Below are 23859 nucleotides of genomic sequence, written 5' to 3' on the forward strand. Positions count from 1 at the left end.
TAAATGCAAACATGACACTCCTAACATTATTCGAGAGACGCATGAAGTATCAATCACTCTTACTCATGGCTTCGTTGCTTGCCGTTACCCAGGTGCAGGCCTACGAATGGACGATCGACAGCGCGGACGATTGGAAACAGAATATCGAATCGTCCGAAGGGGCCATCGTCGCTGAAGGCTCGGTTTCGCCCAAAGCAATGACAGCGACCATCACAACTAAAGTTCACGTATCGAATGAGAAGCGTTCCGCTAAGTCGTTCACTTTAACGCAGTCGCCTATCTGGCAGAACTGGAATCCGATTGAAAATCTTGGTCCAGTTAATCTCGCCGACGCGCCAGTACTGCTTACGGTCGGACCGAATAATTACTGGATGTTCGGGCGTTATGGCAACAGGAAGAACCAGAACTCAAAGTTTCAACCGGAAGTAGTAACGCTGGAAGGGTTCGACATTCCGCTGCAAAGCACGCCATTCCCCAATCAGTTTAATGCATCTGGAGGCCTGAAGCCTGGCAAAGGTGGGTATCACGCTTGGCAGAGTCGTGACATGAAAAATTGGGTCCATCATGGCCCTGTTACGGAAGGATTCTCGAAGTGGGTTACTAGCGCCGAATGGGTCGACGGCAAGGCATTGATCTACTACGACTTTCCAAATGACCAAGATCCTCATGTTTATGTGGATGAAGACCTGTTTGACGGTAAGCCGGGCAAGAACATGGGCATTGCCGTCCGCGATCCGTCGCATGGTTCGGATGCTGGCTTCATTCGCGACCTTGAAGGCAATATGCATGTCATTATCGAGGATTGGAGTCCGATTAATGCCAGCAAGTGTTCGTGGGATTCGCCTCTAGCCGGTCACGCAGTGAGCCCGAATGGAATTGACGGATTCGAATTTCGTCAACCTCCAGTTGATATGCGTACGACTCCAACCGGAGAAACCGCCACTTACAAACACCCTCACTGGGCCAAGGAAGATCCGAAGAATTACAAAACAAACGTTGCCGAATACAACGTACATGAGCCAGAGCAGGAAGCTTATGGCGACTGGGCAGAGATCTGTATCGGTGGTCAGTACTACCTCTTTGGTGATTACGATCCTGTTGGCGGACATCAAATGAGCGTCGGCTGGTTCACATCCTCTTCCATTGACAAGCCGTTCAAATGGTGCGATCACATCGGGAACGGGCATCCCGATCCGGACGTAGCGTTTGCTGAGGGCCAATTCTATCTCGCAACCCAGCAAAAGACCGACTTCGTCAGTCCAGGGCCATGGGTAGAAACCGTCGAAGCTCGTGTCGGAGTCGATACCGATAAAGATGGCAAGAGCGACCAGTGGACCGATTGGACCGAGCTTAAAGAAAGTTATGACTACATTCCGGGTTTCTCGAAGCAAATCGCCAGAACACCAGCGCAGCTGGATCTTTCACCGCTACCTGCAGGCTACGGATTTCAAGTCGAACTGCGGCTGACAGATTCGACCGAGAATAAATCGAAACCGATCATCGAAAGCATGTCAGTGACATTTGCCGAGTAGGCTTGTCATGTTACTCCAAATATTGAGAAAGACCCACTTCGCTCTGCTGGCGGTTGCCGGCAGAAGAGGCCTCAAGCAATTCAAATTGAAAGAAATCGGTTCGCTTACTGGCTGGCAGGCGGAGATCCCTTCGTTCGCCCGGTCCTTCGGAATCGTTACGACCTCGAACCAGAGCCAGCCCAACGCCGTCGTTTCAGATGCGAGACAGGCGATGAATCGTATCGGTAAAGCAATTTGGTTGGAAACGCGATGTTGACCTGCAACCCAAAAACTGACCCAATGCAAGTGAGAAATTTAGAGTAAAATCTGGCCATCATTTTCGAGGAGATGATGACCATGAAGAAGTCGAAATTTACGGATCAGCAGATCGCGTTCGCGCTGAAGCAGGCAGAGACAGGGACGCCGGTCGATGAGGTCTGCCGTAAGCTGGGTGTCAGCCAGCAGACCTTCTATCGCTGGAAGAAGAAGTTCGCCGGACTGGGCGTGGAGGAACTGCGGCGTTTGAAGCAGTTGGAAGAAGAGAACAAGCGTTTGAAGTCGCTGGTTGCGGACCTGAGCTTAGATAAGCAGATCTTGCAGGACGTGCTGTCAAAAAAGCTTTGAAGCCTGCTCGCCTTCGGGAATGCGTGGAGGGTGCCAAGCGATGCTATCGAGTCAGCGAGGGTTGGGAGGTGAACGGGAAGCGAATCTATCGTCTTTACCGCTAGGAGCAGTTGAGTTTATGCAGGAAAACGCCGAAGCGTCGAGTCAGCTGTCGAGCGCGTGTCGATCGGCCGGAAGCTTCTCGCATTAACGACTGCTGGGCTATGGATTTCATGTCCGACGAGTTGTTCGACGGCCGTGCCATTCGGCTGTTAACGATAGTCGATCACTTTACTCGTGAGAGTCTGGCGATGGAGCGAACGCTGCCCAAAACGATCCGCGTCGACAACGGTCCCGAGTTTACGTCGAAGGCACTGGATCAATGGGCCTACGCGAACCAGGTCGTGCTCGACTTCAGTCGGCCTGGAAAGCCAACGGATAACGCCTTCATCGAATCATTCAACGGCAGCGTGAGGGCCGAGTGCCTGAACGAAAATTGGTTCTTGTCACTGGAGGACGCCCAAGAGAAGATAGAATCTTGGCGTCGTGACTACAACGAACACCGCCCACACAGCGCCCTGGGCAACCTGGCCCCCAGGGAATTCGCTTCATCTGGCCAGGCTAGCCTGGCCAGATGAAGATTCTGGATTTTCTCCTTTAGATTGGTACAGAAAAGGGAAGCAGGTCACCTGAGTTGTCTGACGCCGCAACATAAGTATACGTATTGGTGGTACTCCGAAGGCAGCATCGAGCCAGTCGAGGAACTGTTCGACACTAAAAACGATCCACACGAGATGACGAACCTGGCGGGAAAAACCAACAGCGAGGCAGTCCTGTCAGACATGCGGAAACGCTACGATCAAGAGCTGGCAAAGTGGAAGAGTCAGGCCGTGGACTATAATGACTACCAACGTTACGGAACTCTGTTCAGTCGTGCCCTGCCCTCTTCGGACGCTTCGAAGTAAGCGGTTCTTCTCGCGTTGGAGAAGGCAAATTGGGATGAATACCCGAGCCTCAGCGTTGTCTCACTTTTCCTGACGAACAACGCGAAAACCAATATAGCTGAACGCATCATGAGCTTCGGCAAACGCACGCACCGACGATCGGCATTGCAGAGGCGCAACGTACCATGAGCCCCCGCGTAGCGAACGCCAATCTCCATGTTGATGCTTGGGCGTATCCTCAGGGCCTTGTGGATTGACGATTGGTTCTGGTTTGGTTCGTGAACCGTTTTGACGAGCCTGGGTAAGCATATCGTCGTAATAGCGGTCGGAATACTTGTCGTGACACCATTCCCATACATTGCCATGCGTATCGTAAATGCCCCATGCATTGGCTCGGAATGACTTGGCCGGTGCAGTAAACACGAAGCCATCCCCGGTCGCCAGTTCCAGACCCACCGTGCGCTGGCGTAGAACGTCTTCTGGGTGCAGCGCATACAAACTTGCATCGGCCACGTTGCCCACCTCGTAAACGCTATCGGGCTTGTCGCCGCTGAAGTAAGAACTGCGTGTGCCGGCGCGACAAGCGTATTCCCACTCGGCTTCGGTAGGTAAGCGGTATGTCACTCCTTCTTGCTCACTAAGCCATCGACAAAATGCCTGGGCGTCGTGCCAACTGATGCAGGTTACCGGATGCTTGTCGGATTGTTCAAAGCCAGGGTTTCGCCAATTAGCGCCTTGGATCAGTGAGAATCGATTGAGCGGATCTTCTGCGTTTGGCCGAAACCCCCAGGCCTCGCCTGTCTTTTCTGCGTCGGTTTGGTAGCCTGTGGCCTCTACAAAGACGCGAAACTGCGAAACGGTAACCTCCGTTTCACCAATCGAAAAGTCCCGGGGTAGCCGTACTGGAAAAGAGGGCCTTTCGACGTAGTCATGGATCTCGCGCTGATAGGCGCTCCCTTTATGCTCCAGCTTCAAGCGGTGCTCGTCGAGCATGCCCATCTCGAATTCGCCTTGCGAAAGAGGGACCATTGTCATGCCAATGGAGTTGTGTGATGCCACTGTCTCTTTGCCATGCAAACACGCAAGCCAGCTAACGACTTGTAGGAGGATGAAGCTAACGACTAATGCTCGATTTGCCATTTAACTAACCAACGCTTGAACAGGGCCTGTGCTATCTTGAAACAGATTTCCGACGTCGACGCCAACCCGGTCTAGCATTGTGTGCCACACAGATGCAAGCGGGATCTCGGAGGTTAGCTTTAGATGGCCGTGATGCTTGATGCCTAGCGCGGACCCTCCGCTAACGATCGTCGGCAAGTCGTTCTTGCTATGCTCGAAACCCATGCCGCTAGATAACCCCAGTACCGTTCGATCGAGAAGTGTTCCGTCCGCTTCCTGGATCGACGCCAGGCGATCCAGGAAGTAGGCCCAGTGGTTCATATAAATTGCATCGACGCGAGCTAACTCCTCCAGGCTTTGCGGGTCATTGCCGTGATGCGACAGCGCGTGATACCCCTTGGATACGTTGAACTCAGGATAAACTCCTCCGGCGAGTTCTTTTCGCACGACGTACGATATAACTCGCGTCGAGTCGGTTTGAAATGCCAACGCAATCAGATCGTACATCAACTTGGCATAGTCGTCGTATAGATATTCGCCGTTTCCTTCGGGGCCTGCCATTTTACTCTGGTAAGTTCCGTGAAGGTCATCCGTTTCCACGGGCGGTTTCGGCGTGTCGGCCCATTCGACTCTACGAGCCAGCGACTTTTCAAGCTCTCGAACCGAAGTGTAGTATTGATCCAATTGCTCGCGGTCGGTCTTGCCAAGACTGCTTGCTAATTGCTTAGCATCATCTCGAACAAGATCGAGAATGGAATGACGGCGGCGAAACTCGTTCTTTTCCTCTGCTTTTTGCGTTTGTGTGTCAGGTCGAAAGAGTTTGTCAAAAAGCACTTTTGGGTCGTTCTCGGCTGCCAGTGGCACGCCCTGTTCGTTCCAGGAGATCGTCGCGAGTGCCTGGCTTCCGTAATTTGTTCCGCGATCGACCGACAACTGAAGCGATGAGAAGCGGGTATCGGAACCAATCGTTTGTGCGGCAAGCTGGTCGGGGCTTTGCCGTTGCCGTTCCCCTTTCGCGATGGAAGTACTGAAAGGGTATGCACCGTCATGGCCTCCGCCCTCTTTAAGGAACGTTCCGTTGATTGCCGTAAATTGTCCGCGGTGTTTATCAAGCGGCTTCAAGATACGTGAGGCCTGGTAATCAAGTCCCTGCTGATCTGGCCAGAACTGACGCATGTTCATGCCTGTCCCGAGGTAAAACATGCCCATGCGCGCAGGTGCTTTCGGCATGGGTGCCGCTAGCACGCTCGATGGCATCATCGCTTCGAGGTAAGGAAGTGCCATGACGACTCCAGTTCCTCGCAGGAACGTGCGGCGCGAAATCCAAGTCTTCTTGGGGCTGGGCATTAGGATTCCATCCTGTGAATTGGGCATGAGTTACTTTGTATGAAACGCCTGGCTGGCAACGACACCATGAATCAAGGATGAGAGCGTGTAGTTGCTGTTCCGCATCTGTTCGGCAAGTCGATCTACCAAAGGACGGTCGGTGGGTTCGATGGGGCGACCCAAAGCATAGGTCAGCATCTTTTCTGCCAAGCCATGGGCGAATCGATCCTTTTGGTCGAGCAATAGGAGTCTGAATTCAACGAAGTCCTCGAATGGCTTTCCATTGGGAAGTACCCCAGAGGCGTCAATCGGTGGCGTATTTCGACTGCGAAAGTCTTCCCCATCCTGATGTGTTCGCCATGCGCCGATCGCGTTGAAGCTTTCCAGGGCCAATCCATAGGAGTCGATCGTCCGGTGACAGGCAGCACACGAGGGAATCTGTTGGTGCTGTATTAGTCGCTCGCGAACCGTTAGCTTCTCTCCCTTGATATTGGGTTCGACTTCACCGGCATTTGGTGGTGGCGGATTCGGAGGATCATTGAATAGCACGTCCCGCACATAGACGCCGCGATTAACCGGTTTCGTGCGGTTTCCATCTGAGCCTCGCATGGCGACGCCGGCCATGGCCAGGAGACCACCACGAGGGGAGTCTTCAGGCAGGTTCACGCGTCGGAACTCGTTTCCTTTGATGCCGTCGATTCCGTAGAACCTCGCCAGCCGCTCATTGAGCATGGTCCAGTCGGCGTTGAAGAACGACAAAGCGGATTCATCTTGGTGGAGGACTTCACTGAAGAAGGCGATCACTTCCCCAACCATCGCTTCTCCTAGCTCGTCATCATACTCCTTATACAATCGGGTATCGGGCATAAAGTTGCGAAACTCGTCGGTCTTTAACCATTGGGCTCCGAAACCCAGCACGAAACCGTGACTCTTTGGGTTGGCCAGCATTCGGTCGACTTGAGCCGAAAGGATGCCTGGCTGACGAAGTTGCCCACTTGCAGCGAGCCGAAACAGTTCTTCGTCAGGCATACTAGACCATAGGAAATAGCTCAGCCGCGAGGCAAGCTCCCAGTCATCTAAGGGACGCTTCTGATCGGTTGAAGAGGGTTCGATAATATATAGAAACTTAGGGGAACACAGGATAGAAATGAGCCCGGTACGGACGGCATTGTGATAGGTCTCGCCAGCGGCCAACTCTGAAAGACAAAGGGTTACAACCTTCTCGATCTCTTCCTGGGTAACCGGCCGCCGGAATGCCTGGGGTAGGAACTGCGCAAAGATTTCTCGCAGGTAATCTTCATTTTCGGTAGCGTCATCACCTTGAAAGAAGAGCGTTTCGTGGCTTTTAGGTGGCCACTGATCGTACAGCGGGCCTTCACATTCCAACCAATCGACGACCAGCTTGCGTAGTTTGCTGGTGTCAGCTGCATCTGGATTTGGCTTTCCCCAGGTTAAATTCTCTAATTGCTGACGCGATTGAAGTCGCATCACTTTCTCGTAATCTTTGGACGTTCCGGCCTGCTGCTGTTGTCTACGAATCTCGTTTCCTGCACGGCTTGTGATTTGAAAGCCGGTCTGGTTCACGATCGAAACGTTGTATTCACCACATTTCGGATCGCGAGGGACGACAATCTCGTAAATCTTCGGCTCATCAGTCACTTCCGTTTCCAGCAGCAGTTGCTGATCGGCACTCGGATGCCCCTGCCGTAGACGCATGATGACTGGCTTGCCGTCGGCACCACGCTGGCCCCACGCACGGACGCGTATACGATACATGCCGTTGACGGGTATTTCGTCCCGGGTCCCGGGATACTTCATCACGCCAAACGACCGCGTTGAGCCTTGCATCAAGACGATTGCCTTTTCCTGACATTCGATACCTGGTGTTGCGCATAGGTAATCGATTGCCCGATTCTCGGCGATATCCTCCATTTCCAGTCGTATCGTCTCGGTTGCGAACGGGGGTGGTCCATCCACGATCGCCTTGTTAGCAACGCCTAGGGCAACCTCAAAGTACTTATCTAACAGAGACGGATCGAGCATGAGTGCGACAGAAACTTTGTCAAAACCTTCTGCGGTTCCATCGGGCGGAAGAACGCTCTCAGGGCTTTCGCCAGGTAAGAATCTGAGATGCAGGAGATCGCGCACCGTGTTGGTATATTCGGCACGATTCATCCGACGCAAGATAACGCGTCCCTCGTTGCCAAAGCTATTGCGTTCGGCTTTTCGCAACTCGGCGGCGATCCAGTGGGTGACCTCGGCAAGTTCGGCTGTAGTCGGCGAAGGGGAATTGTCTGGGGGCATTTCTCCCAGGTTCATCTTGTCCATTACCTCGATCCATGAACTAGCCGAGGTCGATTTGTTGAAGTCTTCTTCGAGCGTATCGAGTCGTAGATCTGACTCTTGAGTTTCAGGACCGTGGCAATCAAAACAATAGGTCTTGAGGAAAGGACGGATTTTCTTCGAGGAACGATGGGCTTGGTCCGGTGACCCAGGTGTTTGGGCCTGAAGCAAATTGATAAACATCATTGCCACAATGAATGACATTGCGACAGGAAGCCATGCGGTCGTCCGCGTTGGGGAAGGAAGAGGAAGGATCATTCCGAAGACCTGCATCGTGTGGGGTTGCCGGAGACCGATATTGTTGATGGGATGAGAGTAGGAGTCGATCTAGCAGTACTGACCTATGATCCAAGCTAACAAATGGTTTCAGTTTCTTGAAATCAAATAGGGTATTCGCGGATCGGCATGAGGCGTTGAAATGTCGATGCGGCCCGTAAACTCAATTCCTGAAAAAGCGAAGAAGACTCCCCTTAGTCATTCTGGTGCAAGAGAATACGCAGGAAACTAAAAATCCTGACACTTCGATTCATAATTTGACACGATTTGGGAATTAAACTTAGACAAAGGCTTAACCATCCCAAGAGTGATTGCAATCTGAGGAGCCAATGTCACAAAAATTGCGCAAAATGATAAAGGCCCCAATAGGTTTTCGGACTATCTTAGATATGACAATGCCAGCTTAGGTACCCTTAATTTCTCGATAACACTGACCGAAATTAACTCGCTAGAGTCTCTTTGATGAAATTTTCGTTTCCAATTGCCGTCCTACTACTGGTCGTTCTAACTCTTTCTGCTTCCGCCCAGACCTTTCCGCCAACGTCGCGTCACGACGAAGGCTTGCATCGCCATCCGCTGAGCGTCTTCGCGCTCACAGGTGGTAAAGTGATCCGTTCGCCTGGGAAAGAGCCCGAACCGGTTACGATTGTGATTCGCGATGCCAAGATTATTGCCATCGGTAAGGATGTCAATATTCCTGCGGAAGCAAAGGTTATTGATCTGGAGGGCAAGTACGTTTACCCAGGCTTCATCGATAGCTACTCGGAAGTATCGTTAAGCGAAGCCAGCAACCGGCCGCCGACCAGTTATTGGAATGAGAACATCCGATCCGACTTCGATATTGGAAGTGCGTTAACTAAAAGTGACTTGTCAGCGTCCGAACTGCGAAAACAGGGATTTGTGGCACAGTTAATTGCTCCGCAAGATGGAATTATAAAAGGTCGTTCGGCAATTTATGCGTTAGGCGAAGACGAGATTTCACAATCAGTATTACGAGAGCAGTTTGCTCTGGTTGGCGAATTGACACTCTCTCGCAGACGTGGCAGTTATCCAAAATCTCCGATGGGGGCCGTTGCCTTAGCACGTCAAGCATTCTATGACGCACAGTGGTATCGTGACGCGCACCGGATCGCTCGTGCCGACGCCGAACTTCCTCGGCCTGAGAAGAACGTTACCCTGGCCACCATGCAGCCATATATCAATGGCGAGCTGCCGGTTCTAATCGAAACGAGAAACGATCAATTCCTGCTGCGTGCCGACCAATTTGCCCAGGAGTTCGGCCTCGACTTGATCGCCATTGGAAGTGGTCGCGAGTATCGCCAGCTGGACGCTATAGCAAGAACGAAAAGGCCCCTGATCGTTCCCATTGATTTCGCCAAGGCACCCAACGTAGCGACACCCGAGGCCGCTGACGATGCCACATTACAAGCTCTGATGCACTGGGATCATGCTCCGGAAAACATTGCCCGACTGGTCGATCGTAAGGTCGAAGTCATGCTGACGACGCATCGATTAGAGTCTCCATCCCTGTTTCTAAAGAATCTGCGAATTGCCGTGCATCGTGGTTTAGACGAGGTTGATGCGTTGGCCGCGATGACCACTGTGCCTGCTAAACGCTTGGGCATCGATAAGCAACTAGGTACCATTGATGAGGGAAAACTGGCCAGCTTGGTGGTGACTTCAAAACCGTGGTTTGAGGAGAAGTCGGAAGTCGTTGAAACGTGGGTCAATGGTCACCGCTATGAACATCAAGATGAACTGCCTGAGGGACTTGCTGGCGATTGGGAGCTTTCGATCCAAAAGTCCCCTGGAAAGACGGACAAGGTGTTGTTGATCAACATCGAAGGGGAAACGAAGCTAAAAGGCACCATCCGACCTGCCGAAACGACGCCGAAATTTAAGGATAAGGTCGAACTTAAATCGATCAAGTTTGAAGACGTCGAACTCACGGCGCAGTTCATCGCCGATAGCTTCGGAAGCCACGGCGTCGCCATGCTCTCGATTGTGTTTCAGGATGACGTCGAAGTGCGGCACGGATCGCTCCGCTGGCCAGACGGATCGGTTTCAACGGTAACAATGTCCTCGTCCGGCATGCAGACCAAGGTCGACGACGCGGATAAGAAACAATCCGATGTCAAATCTGACGAGGAGGAGAAAAAGAAGAACGAGGACGAAGAGAAAAACAAACGACTCCGCATGGCTAGTTTTCCGGTTCAATATCCACTTGGTGCTTATGGTCGCGAAGAACCCGTCAAGCAGGAATCGATCGTCGTATTCACTGGTGCCACGATCTGGACGAGTGGACCTCAAGGAAAAATCGACAAGGGAACCGTCCTGGTTAAGAATGGTAAAATTGTAAAGGTTGGCAAAAAAGTTGCTATTCCCAAAAAAGCCCTTGTCGTGGATGCAACCGGTAAGCATATCACGCCTGGGCTAATCGACTGTCACTCGCATATCGCGACCGATGGTGGGATCAATGAAAGTGGCCAGGCTATCTCAGCCGAAGTTCGGATCGCGGACTTCGTGGATGCAGACGACATTTCGATCTACTGGCAACTCGCTGGCGGCTTGACGACCACCAACGTTTTACATGGTTCGGCAAATCCAATCGGTGGTCAGAACCAAGTTATCAAAATGCGTTGGGGATCGAGCTTTGATCAACTGAGGTTCCATGAGGCGCCGGCCGGAATCAAGTTCGCCTTGGGCGAAAATGTGAAGCAGAGCAATTGGGGCGATGACTTCAATAGCCGCTACCCGCAAACGCGAATGGGAGTCGAGCAGATTTTTCGCGACGAGTTCCGCGAGGCCCAACAGTACCAACAGGCCCATCGCAACTACGCTAAGAACAAACGAGGCCTTCCTCCTCGCCGCGATCTTGAACTCGATGCGATCGTCGAAATCCTTAATGGAACACGTTGGATCCACTGCCATAGCTATCGGCAAGATGAGATTTTGGCCCTGATTCGTGTTCTGGATGAATACGACATCACGATTGGTTCGCTGCAACACATTCTCGAAGGGTACAAGGTCGCCGATGCCATGCAGAAGCACGGTGCGACCGGGTCCACGTTTTCAGATTGGTGGGCTTACAAGGTCGAAGTGAAGGACGCGATCCCCTACAACGGTGCGATGATGCACAATCAAGGGATCGTTGTCTCCTTTAACTCAGACGACGGGGAACTTGGTCGACGCATGAATCAAGAGGCCGCCAAGGCTGTCAAATACGGCAACTTATCTCCGGAAGAAGCACTCAAGTTCATTACGATCAATCCGGCAATTCAGCTTAGGATCGACAAGTATGTCGGGACGATCGAGCCTGGCAAACACGCCGACCTTGCTATCTGGTCAGGCCCACCACTTTCTAATTTCAGTACCTGCGAGCAAACCTGGATCGATGGCAGTAAGTATTTCGATCGTCAGGAAGAGCAACAGCAACGCAAAAGGTTAGCAGAGATGAAGAATTCCCTGGTTCAGAAGATCTTAGATGCCAGGGCCCCAATGATGGAAAAAGGGGAATTCTTGGAAGATGGATCTCAGCTTTGGCCCCGGCACGACGAGTTCTGTCATTCGCACGACGAACACGAACATGGCCACGAACATTAAATCGCGACCACGACGTTTTAACACGCTTTACTTCGCAGCTTCTGAAAAGACTTGCCCGATGCCTTTTTCTATCCGACTACTAACAATCATTGCCATTGCCTGCGTAGTGGGCGTTGCCCCTGCTTCCGATCAAATCCCCGGTGCGATGCCCGCGGGGCCGGTTGCGATTGTAGGAGCGACGATTCATCCCGTCTCAGGACCGGCGATCAAGAAAGGTGTCTTGATTTTCGAGCAAGGTAAGATCACATCGGTTGGCGAGAAGGTTAAGATTCCAAAGAACGCTCACGTTATCAAGGCCGCTGGTAAGCATGTCTACCCAGGACTGTTCGAGCCCTATTCACGTATCGGCCTTACGGAAATATCGTCAGTTAGGGCGACCAATGACTATCGCGAGCCCGGCAGGCTGAATCCAAATGTGACCGCCCATGTTAGTGTCGACCCGGATGGTGAAATTATCCCGGTAACCCGGTCCAACGGCGTGCTGCTCACGATGACGACTCCGACTGGTGGCTTGATTTCTGGGCAAAGTGCTGTGCTTCAACTCGATGGTTGGACCAGCGAAGACATGACCCTTCTTCCCCGCGCCGGTATGATCGTTTCTTTGGACAGCGAAGTTGAGAGAGAACGCCTCGAAGCCTTCTTTGATGAAGCACGCCGATATCGTCAGGCTCAACAAGAGGCGAAGTCGACCATTCTGCACGATGCTCGATTAGAGTCCATGGATAAAGTTGTCAGCGGCGATCAGCCAATCATTATTTCCGCCAACGGCGCGAAGACCATTAACAGGGCGATATCTTTCGCGAATGAGCAAAAAGTGAAACTCATTATTTTTGGCGGATACGACGCCCCGCAATGTCAAGAGTTGATGAAGAAGTACGATATCCCCGTCATCATTTCGGCCGTCCATCGTAAACCCCGTCAACGTGACGACCCGTACGACGCGGCGTATACGCTGGCAAAACGTCTCCAAGATTCTGGAATTCGCTTTTGTATTTCCGGTTACGAACGATCGAACTCGTGGAATGCACGTAATCTCCCCTACCATGCCGCCACGGCCGTAGCGTTTGGTTTGAGCAAAGAAGACGCCATTCGCGCAATCACACTATCCCCTGCTGAAATTTTGGGGGTCGCAAAGCGGGTTGGAAGCTTAGAAAAAGGGAAAGACGCGACGCTGTTTCTTTGTGATGGTGATCCGTTAGAAACTGCTACCCAAACTCAAGCCGCATGGATCGCCGGAAAGCCTGTCGATCTGAGCAATAAGCAGACGATGCTTTACGAGAAGTACCAGCAAAAATACGAGCAATCGAAGGAATAGGTGAGTCAAGTACGCACCCAAAATAACGACATGAAATAGTAAAATGAAATGGCTGGCCAGTATCACTTAGGTGCCAATTGCGTGCAGTAGATACCGGCAATATTCCAGAACAGTTCGGCATTGTGTAGAAAGTTGGATCTCCCGCGAATAGCTCGTAGTCGCTGCACGAGGGTTAGCTCCTATCCCGAGATCGACGCAAGGTGATCACTAGTAGGGACTTGCAAAGCGATCTGGTTTAAATTCAATCCGTGAGATACGATTAAGTGTCCCACCTCGAATTTTCCCTGCCCCAGGCCCCTGCCGATGCACCGACTCTTTAAGCGCGCAAGCGATTCGCGATATGTACTGTGCAGTTTAGTACTGATGAGTCTGTTCGTGTTGTGGGAGTATCCAGCATGTCTCGCAGACGAGCTTTCGCCGGAAATGTCTCGCTGGGGCGATCGCTATACAAAGGATATCTTGCCAATCATCCAGTCACGATGCATTGAGTGTCATAGTGGAAAGGATGCGGATGGGGAATTCGATCTAAGTCGTTTCTCATCCGGCGACATTGCTGCTAAAGCCGGCGATATCTGGGAACGTGTTGCCCGCCGGATTCGGCAGAACGAAATGCCCCCTCAGGGAAGCCCTGGTCTGAACGATCCACAGAAGGGAGCGTTTAATGGTTGGCTCGATTCGCGACCCGATCAAGATCTTTGCAATCAGCTGGCATCTGATGAAACGCAGGCCTGGTACCGTGGCCATGTGATGAGCCGCCGATTGACGCGAACCGAATACCGCAACGCGATAGAGGACCTGGTCGGTCTAAAATTAGAACCGCACGAGTTGCCGCCTTCCGATGGCGCTGGTGGTGAAGGCTTTGACACCGTCGGGGATGCCTTGTTTACGTCCCCAATTCATATGGAAGCATATTTAACCGTTGCCGATCGAATCATTGAAACGGCTCTCCCAGATGCTTACGACGCCGCGTCCTCGGACATAAATGCTGCGAGAGATTCAATTCTTACCGGGATTCCCGTCACCCATGACCCTAAAAGGGTTGAAGACAATCGGAAAGCAGCACAGCAGTGTATAGAGCGATTCGCGAAGCGTGCATGGCGTCGACCGGTGACGGATGAAGAAGTGGATCGATTGCTGAGCATTTATGACGCTGCTCTCGGTAGGGGCTATGTGTTTCTGGCTGCTCTTCGCGAACCGCTCAAAGCGGTCCTCGTATCGCCTCACTTTCTATTTGTAGTGGAGTCGGAGCCTGCCGGCGGAGGCGTGCAAAGAATCACGTCGTATCAATTGGCAACACGCTTGGCTTTGTTGATTTGGTCGTCGATTCCCGATGCTCGGCTGCTGGAACTAGCCGAGCAGGAAAAGCTCTTTGAAGAGACCGTATTACGTCAGGAAGTTCGGCGGATGCTGGCCGACCCTAAAGCCGTTGCGTTGGGAGAGAACTTCGGATTACAGTGGCTTGGGCTTAGAGAGTTTGGTAACGGGCCTCGACCAGATTCGGAGGTCTTTCCTCTGTTCAATGACGCGCTGGCAGCGGATATGCGGGAAGAGGCGATCCTGACCGTCGCAAATGTCTTTCGAGAAGATGAGCCCTTGACCCGTTTGATCGATGCCCAATACATCTACGCAAATGACCGTTTAGCCTCGTACTACGGACTGGAGATCGAAGAAGGAGCGGATTGGCAGCGAGTAGAGTTGCCAAACCGGCAAAGGGGTGGCGTGATGACGATGGCCAGTGTATTGACGACAGCTTCATACCCGCGTCGCACCAGCCCCGTTCTGCGAGGAAGGTGGATCCTTGAAGAAGTGTTAGGATCTCGGGTTCCTCCTCCGCCGCCCAATGTGCCTGCGCTCGAAGAGTCGCATGAGTCAGGTAAGAATCTGACGCTCCGCGAGCGACTTGAGGTGCATCGACAAAAAGCCGAATGTGCCAGTTGTCATAACAGGATGGATCCACTGGGATTCGGCTTAGAGAATTTCGACGGCATCGGTCGTTGGCGGGAAAGTGACAATGGACAGCCAATCGACTCGGAGGGCAAGCTTCCTTCCGGAGACCAGTTTAGCGGACCAGAAGAACTCAAGACCGTGATCCTTAAGCGGAGCGGCGAGTTCCAGAAACACTTCGTGCGTAAGCTGATTGGTTTTGCCTACGGTCGAAAACTCAATAAATTCGACAACTGCGTTGTTGATCAGTGTATGAAGAGGCTGAAAGAAAGCGATTTAAAGGCTGCTGTCCTGATTGAAGAGATCGCCCTCTCCTATCCATTTCAGCATCGCTACTTCAAGTCGGAATAACACAAGTCAAGAATATATTGACCGGAACTGCTGCCATGAAAAGACGAAACCGCTCCGCAAGTGCCCTTTCGCGTCGCCGCTTTTTGCAAGGATGTGGCGTAGCACTAAGCTTGCCATGGATGCCGTCACTTTCTCCGAGAATTGCTAAGGCGACTGAAGTCGGCAGGCCCCCGGTTCGTTCCGCCTTTCTTTACTTTCCCAACGGCGTCTGGGAGAAGGATTGGATTCCGGAAGCGTCAGGAGAAGACTATCAATTGACGCCATCACTGGCCCCGCTGGCTGAAGTGCGCGACGATGTGCTTGTGCTGACAGGTCTTGATAAGAAGCATAGTCATGGCGGGGATGGTCACTATGCTAAGACCGCAAATTTTTTGACCGGGATGCCGGTGACCAAAACAACTGGGAAGGATATCAGCAGCGGCGGAATTTCGGTCGATCAGTTGATGGCTCAACATTCAGGGCAATTTACTCCCCTGCCTTCGTTGGAACTGGGGACCGAACCGGTCATTAGTGGAATCGACAGTAATGTTGGTTATACGAGACTGTACGGTTCGCACATTTCGTGGCAGTCTCCTACCCGCCCGGTGGCTAAAGAGATCAACCCGCGTCTTGTGTATGAACGTCTGTTCGGTAAGACGCTTACTCCTGATTCCGAGAAGGCGGAGTCTTATCGTAACTTGCTAGACTTCGTGCTCGAGGATGCTCGGCGTTTAAGACCGCAGCTTGGTCGCGACGATCAATTCAAGATGGACGAATACTTGGATTCGGTTCGGGCTGTTGAGAAGCGAATAGAATTTGCGACCAAGGGAGAGCACGGAGACTGGCAACCGGACGTTGAAGATCATGTGCTTGCAGCGGCCCGACCGGGCGTTCCCGGCGACTTTCGTCAGCACATCGGGATCATGTTGGATCTGATCGTGCTGGCGTTTCAAACTGATTCGACGCGGGTGGCATCTTTGATGTTCGCTAACGACGTTTCGGGCAGGAACTTCTCTTTTCTGGATGGTGTAAGTGGCGGCCACCACGAGCTATCGCACCATGAAAACAAGAAGGAAAAGATCGAGCAGTATCAGCGTATTAATCGATGGCACGTCGAACAGTTCGCACAGATGTTAACCAAGCTGCGAAGCATCAAAGAAGGGGATGGAACTCTGCTGGACAATTGTATGATCCTGTGCGGGTCGAGTATGTCGGACGGCAATCGGCATGATCCTGATAATCTGCCAATTCTATTGGGAGGGAGCGGAGGACGATCCTTGAACTCAGGCCGTCACTTGCCGGCCGATGGCCAGGTGCCGCTCTGTAATTTATACCATGCGATGCTCGAACGCATGGGAGTTGAAGTGGAAGCGTTTGGAGACAGCACTGGGCCTTTGAAAGATCTCGCTTAGTCAATTAGCGGAATCATCTTGCAGCAATTTGGCCATGGCGCCGATCAAGACCTGTTCCGTTCGTGCGGAAACACGAGAAGCAGGCCGGCTCGTTTCATAGCCTCCTTCGCTGTAAGATTTCTCGGTACCAATGTAGCCGGGGGCATAATCGCCGTACGCAGCCAATGCTACGAACAGATCAGGACGAAGCTTTTGCGCCGCGAGTTGATACTCGACGAATAATTCTCCAGGCAAATGAAGGATTCTGACATCCCCAATCGTCAGGCATTCAATTGAGATCGCGTCGCCTGCTTCGTGGCGGCGTAGCCAGGCAAGTTCGCGGGCAGCACGGAAATGGGTCAAGCGGTCCAGCTTTTTGTTCTTGAGTTCAGCGACGGCATCCTCTTTTTGAATAAAGGGAGAAAGTGGAAGTAGAACGTCAACAGACTTCATAGTGACATCTCCTGCTTTGATCGATTGCTTCTGGGTGGCCTCCCAAGCACGTTGCATGCCGTCTTCGACACGCTTTGCCAAAACCGCACGATTCTCCTTCGCACCATCGTTCCACTTCCCTGCCCCGATGTTGCCGCCGGCACCGTTGAAATGGATGTGGAATGTCTTCGTTTCCTCTTCGCGGGCATTGCGAGCCATGCCTGGGAAGTCGGGATTGGCGAGACCTGTTCGGTAGTAGCTTTGCGGGTGGGTTGCATAGTAGGTCATCATCGCTATAGGGCGATCCGCATTCCAAAAACTGATCGACTTGCACATTGGATCGATCGTCCCGGTCGGCTGAGCGCGAACGACGGGATCTTTGGTAGCCGTGTATCGGACATACTTCACCTTGCCGTCTGGGCCTAAGATTCTGCGGTTCGAAGCAACCTTTTCAATTTCCGCTTCCCCGGTACCGATGTGCGTAACGGTTTCCAAGGACTTCAGTGACTGCTTGGCAGCGGCGGCAGCCTTCTCTTGTACGTCCGCGATGAACTTCAAGTCGTACATGTCGTAGTCTAGGTCAAACTCAGCGAAGACTCTCTGGGTGGTCGCATCGCAGCGAGGAGCGTCGTGCTGATGAATCGCATGTATTACCACATGCTTGGGATCGGTATCGACTGCTTCGGCAATCGCTCGTTTAAAGCCCTTCTGAGAATCGCTAGAAACCCCAAGCCAATCAACGCAACAGAGGACGTACGTATCGTGTCCTTGAATGATGATTCCGCGGAAAGAAAGCGGTTCCTGAATCCCCTTGGTCGGGTCATATGCTAGGGGGCTTCCGATTGGCGGCGATGCATCAACCTCGAAGGTCGCGATCTTCAACGCATCGGCTTGAAGGGTTGACGAATAGCTGCTGGCAATACCGATAGACAACAGGAGAATTAAGAATGATGAAGAATATCCAGCGAGTCTCATGGAAAAATCCCTCTTAGGTAGACAGACCGAAGTTAGTGCGTTGTACGTTGAATTCATGGAGGCTTATTGGGACTGTGAGATGTAGTTCAACAGGTCGGACATGGCTTGTGGGTTGATCACCTTTTCCAGCCCTTCCGGCATTAGCGAGACGCCAGTGCTTTGTAGCTGGTCGATATCAATCCGAAGAATTGTCTCTGACTTATTGTCTGCCTGAACAAGTGTAATACTTGTCGCCGTTTCGTTGGTAATGACCCCTGAAACAGTGCGACCGTCATGGGTTAGGCAGATATAGTTCATGTACTGTGGATTGACTTCCGCGTTGGGATTTAAAATGTTGACAAGAATTGCTTCTGCCCCACGGTTCTTCATGGCCGCCAAATTAGGACCGATGGGGTAACCTTCTCCATTCAACTGATGGCACGCCGTACATTGCTTTTCAAATACCTTCCGGCCTCGGTCTTTGTTTCCATCCATGGTAAGCGTAGAACGATACGTTTTAATGATTTCAGCTCGATCGGATCGCGATGGACGATTCAACAGTAAGTCGATTTGTTGACCTTGTTCTGCAGACAGGATTGGCTTCAACTCGGCTAGTTGAGAAATGTCTACATCGGCAGGCCGAATCGTTTGCTCGTTGATAGCATCAAGAAGAACGCTAACCCAGGTTGCTCGTGAGCTGAGAAGGTGCGTGGCCTTGGCTCGCAATCCAGGGGCCATGCTTGGCCAGCGAGCAACGATCAGCGTTGCTACTTGAGGATCCTTGAATCGACGCATCGCTTGCAGTGCTGCCTCTTGGATTACCAACGGCTGGGAGGGCTCAAGTAATTCTTCAAAGGTGGCTGCATCAAATTTTCCAAATGGAAGCACGTCGATCGCCCCAACACGGGCTCCTATCGGGGTGTCCCGATTGCTCAATGTGAGCTTGGCTTGATCGACCATCCTCTGGATGACTGCCTCGGATTCTCCTTGGGTTGCATTGGCCATTTGTCGAGCTAACGAACTGCCTGGAGTCGCGTCTAAATGAGTCACGATCAATTCAAATAATTCGGGGTGATTGCTAGTTAAATTTGAAAGCAACCTGGTAAGGGTCGCAACGTCTCCGGGACGCTGCTGTTTGCCAATCTGGCGAGCGAGGGATGATAGCAACTCCTTCGGAGCATCGCCGTGCGTTGCTAACTCTGCCAGCAATTGGCCTGCACTCGTTGCTAGTGAGCTTTGTATGGCGACGCGGAAAATGGGATTTGCTCCATCTGAAATGGCAAGTTGCTTGAGCACAGAGACTTTGTTTTCAGTTGGAAGGTAACCTGCGGAAAATGCTAATTGGAAGCGAACATGCACACTGGCATCGTCCGTAATGCTGGTGAGGTGTTGCTGAAGTTCAAGGGATGTTGGGAGCAGTGGTTCTGAGAGACGGATGGCATGTTGTCGAACGCGAGGATGTTCATCCTGCATGGCGGATCGCAATACGTCCGACGACAGTCCCTGAAGCCCTGCTAGAGCCGAGATCGCCATTATGCGCCCCTCGGGCATGGATGCTTCGGTGGTGATTGTTTCAAGCAGCGGCAAGACGCTAGTGTCTTGTCGTTCATAGATAATCCGCGCAGCCGTTTCACGATGCCACGCATTGGGATGGTCGAGGAACGAAACCAATTCATCTGTCGGTATCTGCGTTAATCGGGGTGTTGCGCGTCGCTGAATGTTGTTGCCGATAATACGGTAGATTCGCCCCCGGTCCCGACCATTGGTCAGGTCAAGGTGCTTCTTGATCATAGGCGGAAGAGACTTGGGGTGTTCGATCACTTCACGGTACATGTCCGCCACATAGAGGGATCCATCCGGGGCGTTCGCATATTGGACCGGGCGAAACCAGATGTCGCTCGAAGAGACAAACTCCTCGCCTTCATCAATCCGCTTGCCTTGGTAGACAACTCCTTGGTCGATTAGCTTTTTACGGTGGATCAGGTTACTGCCAACATCACCTATGATGGCCAAGCCTTGAAATTGCTTTGGCCACGCATCTCCGCGGAATACGGTTACTCCGGTAGCTCCGGTGAAGTAACCGGCCGGTCGCCCACCTCCTTCGACAACACCAGGGACGACTTTCGCAGCGCGAAGCTTTGTTCGAATAACTCGCCATGCTTCAACACGACTTGTTCGATAGACTTCGGCCTGAGGGCCATCTTGTGCAATACTCCGCCGGACCGATGGTACGCTTAAATATGGATTTCGGGCCAAATAGTGATCTTCGAATACGATCTGTTGCAAATGGTCGCTATTGCTGCACGTAAACTTTTCTCCCCAACTGTTCATGCTCATGCCATGTTGTCCGCCGCCACTTATCGCGACGATATCCATGGTGAGAGGATCGATCGAAAAATCTCTCCCGCGCAAAGGGATTGGTTTGCCTGCTACGTCTCCATCGGTAACGCTTTGTACGTTTCCTCCGCTTGAACTTGTGACACCGTGAATGCGGTTATTGAGTCCCCACTGAAACGTATTGAGCAAGCCTTGCACGTTAGATTTGTTGAAGCCAGTAAAGACGACGCGGCGCTCGTCTGCCTTGCCATCACCATCGGAATCTTTCAGCCAAAAGATATCGGGTGCAGCACCAACCAAGATGCCCTCCCGAGTGCAGCAGATGGCGGTTGGCCAGGAAAAGCCATCGGCGAAAACGGTGCTCTTCTCGTAAGTGCCATCATCGTCGATATCTTCGAGCAGTCGCACGCGACCGAGGATTTCACCGTCGTCTTCGGAATAGCCACGCATCTCGATGACAAATAAACGACCATCGGCATCGAATGCCATGGCGACAGGGTCAACGACGTTTGGTTCAGCGGCAGCCAACTCGATTTGAAAGCCATCGGCAACCTGAAACGACTTCAAGGCCTCCGGCGTTTCCTTTGGGAGAACCGGCTGCAATTGGTCTTGATAGTCACGTTCTTCTGCAACGCACGGAATCGACAGAAGTAGGCAGAGACTGCCAGCCCAAAAAGTAAGCAGTGCTGGCAGGATATAACGTGGTATCATGATGGCAAGACGGTCAGTTGGAAGGAAACAAGTGAGAAAGATCGCAGATTGCGAGGGGTGGGACGAGTTGCGAATGAAAGTGCGAAAATTAGCACTGCATCGAGTTTAGAAGGTCTTTCGCGAAATGTGAATTACATTTCTCATGTTTTTGGGAAACCAATTTCCCGAGCGTATGAACGAAAGACGCCTGCATCGCTAAAATCTTAATGAGTAAAGCATTTAGATTCACAACAGGTTTGTACCGATTGTGTATGATAGAGCCGCGCTGAACGCTTGCCTGGGATTCACGATCATCGATGTTTAACAAGGAGATTGAGACGATGTCGCTACATGCCAAGAAGGCCGTACGAGAAATGCTGGACGATGACATCTATGCATCGAACGATCTGTCGATTCAGGTTCCCAAGTACAAATTTCCGACAGACGAAAGTGATCCGCGGCACGTCTATTCGATTGTTCACGACGAACTAATGCTCGATGGCAATTCGCGGCAAAACCTAGCAACTTTCTGTCAGACATGGGTCGAGCCTGAAGTCCATAAGCTCATGGATGAGTGCATCGACAAGAACATGGTTGATAAGGACGAGTATCCTCAAACGGCCGAGATCGAAGCACGCTGTGTTCACATGCTAGCCGATCTTTGGAACTCACCGCACGGGGCGGACACCGTTGGATGCTCGACGACAGGCTCAAGCGAGGCGGCCATGTTGGGCGGAATGGCAATGAAACGTCGTTGGGAAGCCAAGCGTAAGAAGGCCGGCAAGCCGATCGATAAACCTAATCTTATTACGGGGCCGGTGCAGATTTGCTGGCATAAGTTTGCTCGATACTGGGATATCGAGCTACGTGAAATTCCCTTGGAGGGAGATCGTTTCATCATGACCGCTGAAGAAGTCATGAAGCGTTGCGATGAAAATACGATTGGCGTTGTACCGACCCTCGGTGTGACATTTACCTGTGAGTTTGAGCCGGTCCAGGCGGTTTCGGAAGCTCTCGATCAATACGAGAAAGACACCGGGATCGACATTCCCATCCATGTCGATGGAGCAAGTGGTGGGTTTCTAGCTCCATTTTGTGCCCCTGACTTGGTTTGGGACTTCCGACTGTCGCGAGTGAAATCGATTAACAGTTCCGGGCACAAGTTCGGACTCGCTCCACTAGGTGCCGGCTGGATCATCTGGCGCGAGGAATCGGACCTGCCCGAGGAACTCATTTTTTGGGTCAACTATTTGGGTGGAAACATGCGTGACATCGCGCTTAATTTCTCGAGACCAGGTGGCCAGATCGTCTGCCAATACTACAACTTTTTGCGACTTGGCAAGGAAGGCTACCGACGCATTCATACGGCATGCTATGAGACCGCCCAGTATTTAGCGGAAGAGATTGCGAAGCTGGGGCCATTTGAGATTATCTACGGTGGCGGCATGAATGAAGGGATTCCCGCGTTGTGTTGGCGAATCCGTGAGGGAGTCAGCCCTGGATTCACGCTTTACGATCTGGCCGATCGACTACGTGCCCGAGGTTGGCAAGTCCCCGCGTATTCATTACCGGCGAATCGCCAAGATCTGGCGATTCAACGAATCTTAGTGCGTCACGGTGTTAGTCGCGATTTGGCGTACTTACTGCTGGAAGACATGAAGCGATCGCTGGAATACTTCGAGTTGCACCCCATCCAGTCGCCACTCACTGAAGACGAGGCGTCGGGATTCCATCATTGATCGATGAGCATGGATCGAGTTAAAGAAACAGGGAAAATGCCCAATTGCATTGCGGCAAACGGGCCATTTCCTTTCTTGACCCATCGAGTTTTCCGACATCCAAGCGGAAAACTCGAGGATTGGCATTCACGCCATCATCGTAAAAAGATTCTCCGTCACGTGCCGCTGGGGACGAAACTGCTCGCACGCTTGATATCCCATGGGGTATGGCTTCCTCGGGACTTGAATTGGTGGATAGGCGTGGTGTTTGCCATCGGAGCTGCGCTCTTTAGCATCGCAAGCATTCTTAGTCTGCTTGATATCGCCGTTGACGCGGTGAATGTTATCTATTTCCTCGGTTCGATTCCGTTCACTTTCGCGGCGTATCTTCAACTCTACCAAGCAGCCAATGCCGACCCGTTGCCTTCTAACGGAAAGGTTGTTGGAAACTACCGCTCCTATCTAGGTTGGAAGCCCCGCGACATCGGTTGGTTAAGTTGTGCTTTCCAGTTTGTGGGCACTGTGCTTTTCAATATCAATACGTTCGATGCGATGCTGCCATTGCTGTCTTGGTTTGAACAAGATCTGCTGGTGTGGATTCCCAATATCGTAGGTTCGATTCTGTTCTTGGTCTCTGGTTACCTGGCTTTCATCGAAGTGGGGCATGCCTATTGGGCGTGGAAGCCGAGGGATCTTTCTTGGTGGATTACCTTTACGAACTTTCTAGGGTGTGTTGGGTTTATGATCTCGGCAGTCCTTGCGATTGGGTTACCAGTTCCGGCATCCCCTCTTCGGATCACGCTTTCGGTGGCTTTTACACTGCAAGGGGCGATTTGCTTCTGTTTAGGGGCATTGCTTATGTTGCCGGAGGCGTCCCATGTTTCCGATTAAGCTGTGACGAATGAACGGTCGATCTTTGGTGAGCAAATGCTAGGAATAGAAAGTAGAAATTTCCGTAGGCCTAAACTTGCCTGATCTGCTAAGATTAAAGTTGTTTGCTCAAACGCTTTAAATTACGATCCC

Annotated in this window: 13 protein-coding genes and 1 pseudogene; 9 read left to right on the plus strand and 5 right to left on the minus strand. The window is 52.0% G+C overall.

What is annotated here, in order from left to right; all coding sequences use genetic code 11:
• Positions 1–41 precede the first annotated feature (41 nt).
• The 3 genes and pseudogenes from HOV93_RS11605 (at position 42) to HOV93_RS11615 (ending at position 3079) form a co-directional block, all read left to right on the plus strand.
• On the plus strand, positions 42–1532 hold the full coding sequence (locus HOV93_RS11605) for a hypothetical protein (RefSeq protein ID WP_390814337.1): 1491 nt from the start codon (positions 42–44) through the stop codon (positions 1530–1532).
• 336 nt (positions 1533–1868) lie between these two features.
• Positions 1869–2752, plus strand: a pseudogene (locus HOV93_RS11610) (integrase core domain-containing protein).
• Between the two features lie 24 nt (positions 2753–2776).
• Positions 2777–3079 carry a hypothetical protein gene (locus HOV93_RS11615; protein WP_207396672.1) on the plus strand — a complete coding sequence of 101 codons (303 nt, stop codon included), beginning with the start codon at positions 2777–2779 and terminating at the stop codon, positions 3077–3079.
• 60 nt (positions 3080–3139) lie between these two features.
• Here HOV93_RS11615 and HOV93_RS11620 read toward each other — a convergent pair whose 3' ends face one another.
• From HOV93_RS11620 to HOV93_RS11630, 3 genes are all read right to left on the minus strand, one after another.
• A complete protein-coding gene (locus HOV93_RS11620; protein ID WP_315853391.1) occupies positions 3140–4117 on the minus strand; it encodes a formylglycine-generating enzyme family protein in 978 nt (325 codons plus the stop codon).
• Between the two features lie 81 nt (positions 4118–4198).
• Complete coding sequence (locus HOV93_RS11625; RefSeq protein WP_207396674.1) at positions 4199–5524, minus strand: DUF1552 domain-containing protein; 1326 nt, start codon at positions 5522–5524, stop codon at positions 4199–4201.
• A gap of 30 nt (positions 5525–5554) precedes the next feature.
• Positions 5555–8104, minus strand: coding sequence for a DUF1592 domain-containing protein (locus HOV93_RS11630; RefSeq protein ID WP_235990228.1), 2550 nt, complete (start codon positions 8102–8104; stop codon positions 5555–5557).
• A gap of 480 nt (positions 8105–8584) precedes the next feature.
• On the opposite strand from HOV93_RS11630, the gene HOV93_RS11635 reads away from it, so the two are divergent.
• The 4 genes from HOV93_RS11635 (at position 8585) to HOV93_RS11650 (ending at position 16726) form a co-directional block, all read left to right on the plus strand.
• Positions 8585–11725, plus strand: a complete 3141-nt coding sequence (locus HOV93_RS11635) for an amidohydrolase family protein (protein WP_207396675.1) — start codon at positions 8585–8587, stop codon at positions 11723–11725.
• A gap of 58 nt (positions 11726–11783) precedes the next feature.
• The gene (locus HOV93_RS11640; RefSeq protein WP_207396676.1) at positions 11784–13040 is read left to right on the plus strand and encodes an amidohydrolase family protein; all 1257 of its coding nucleotides are present in this window, start codon (positions 11784–11786) and stop codon (positions 13038–13040) included.
• A gap of 363 nt (positions 13041–13403) precedes the next feature.
• Complete coding sequence (locus HOV93_RS11645; protein WP_207396677.1) at positions 13404–15335, plus strand: DUF1592 domain-containing protein; 1932 nt, start codon at positions 13404–13406, stop codon at positions 15333–15335.
• A 35-nt stretch (positions 15336–15370) separates the two neighbouring features.
• A complete protein-coding gene (locus tag HOV93_RS11650; protein WP_207396678.1) occupies positions 15371–16726 on the plus strand; it encodes a DUF1552 domain-containing protein in 1356 nt (451 codons plus the stop codon).
• Here the strand turns inward: HOV93_RS11650 and HOV93_RS11655 are convergent, their stop codons facing one another.
• Positions 16727–18112, minus strand: a complete 1386-nt coding sequence (locus HOV93_RS11655; RefSeq protein WP_207396679.1) for a hypothetical protein — start codon at positions 18110–18112, stop codon at positions 16727–16729.
• A gap of 63 nt (positions 18113–18175) precedes the next feature.
• Complete coding sequence (locus tag HOV93_RS11660; RefSeq protein ID WP_207396680.1) at positions 18176–21139, minus strand: PVC-type heme-binding CxxCH protein; 2964 nt, start codon at positions 21137–21139, stop codon at positions 18176–18178.
• Between the two features lie 320 nt (positions 21140–21459).
• On the opposite strand from HOV93_RS11660, the gene HOV93_RS11665 reads away from it, so the two are divergent.
• Together HOV93_RS11665 and HOV93_RS11670 are read left to right on the plus strand one after the other, a co-directional pair.
• Positions 21460–22857, plus strand: coding sequence for a glutamate decarboxylase (locus HOV93_RS11665; RefSeq protein WP_207396681.1), 1398 nt, complete (start codon positions 21460–21462; stop codon positions 22855–22857).
• Between the two features lie 159 nt (positions 22858–23016).
• Positions 23017–23727 (plus strand): hypothetical protein, encoded by a 711-nt coding sequence (locus tag HOV93_RS11670; RefSeq protein ID WP_315853392.1) that lies wholly within the window; start codon positions 23017–23019, stop codon positions 23725–23727.
• Positions 23728–23859 lie beyond the last annotated feature (132 nt).

Source organism: Bremerella alba, assembly GCF_013618625.1.
Lineage (GTDB): Bacteria > Planctomycetota > Planctomycetia > Pirellulales > Pirellulaceae > Bremerella > Bremerella alba.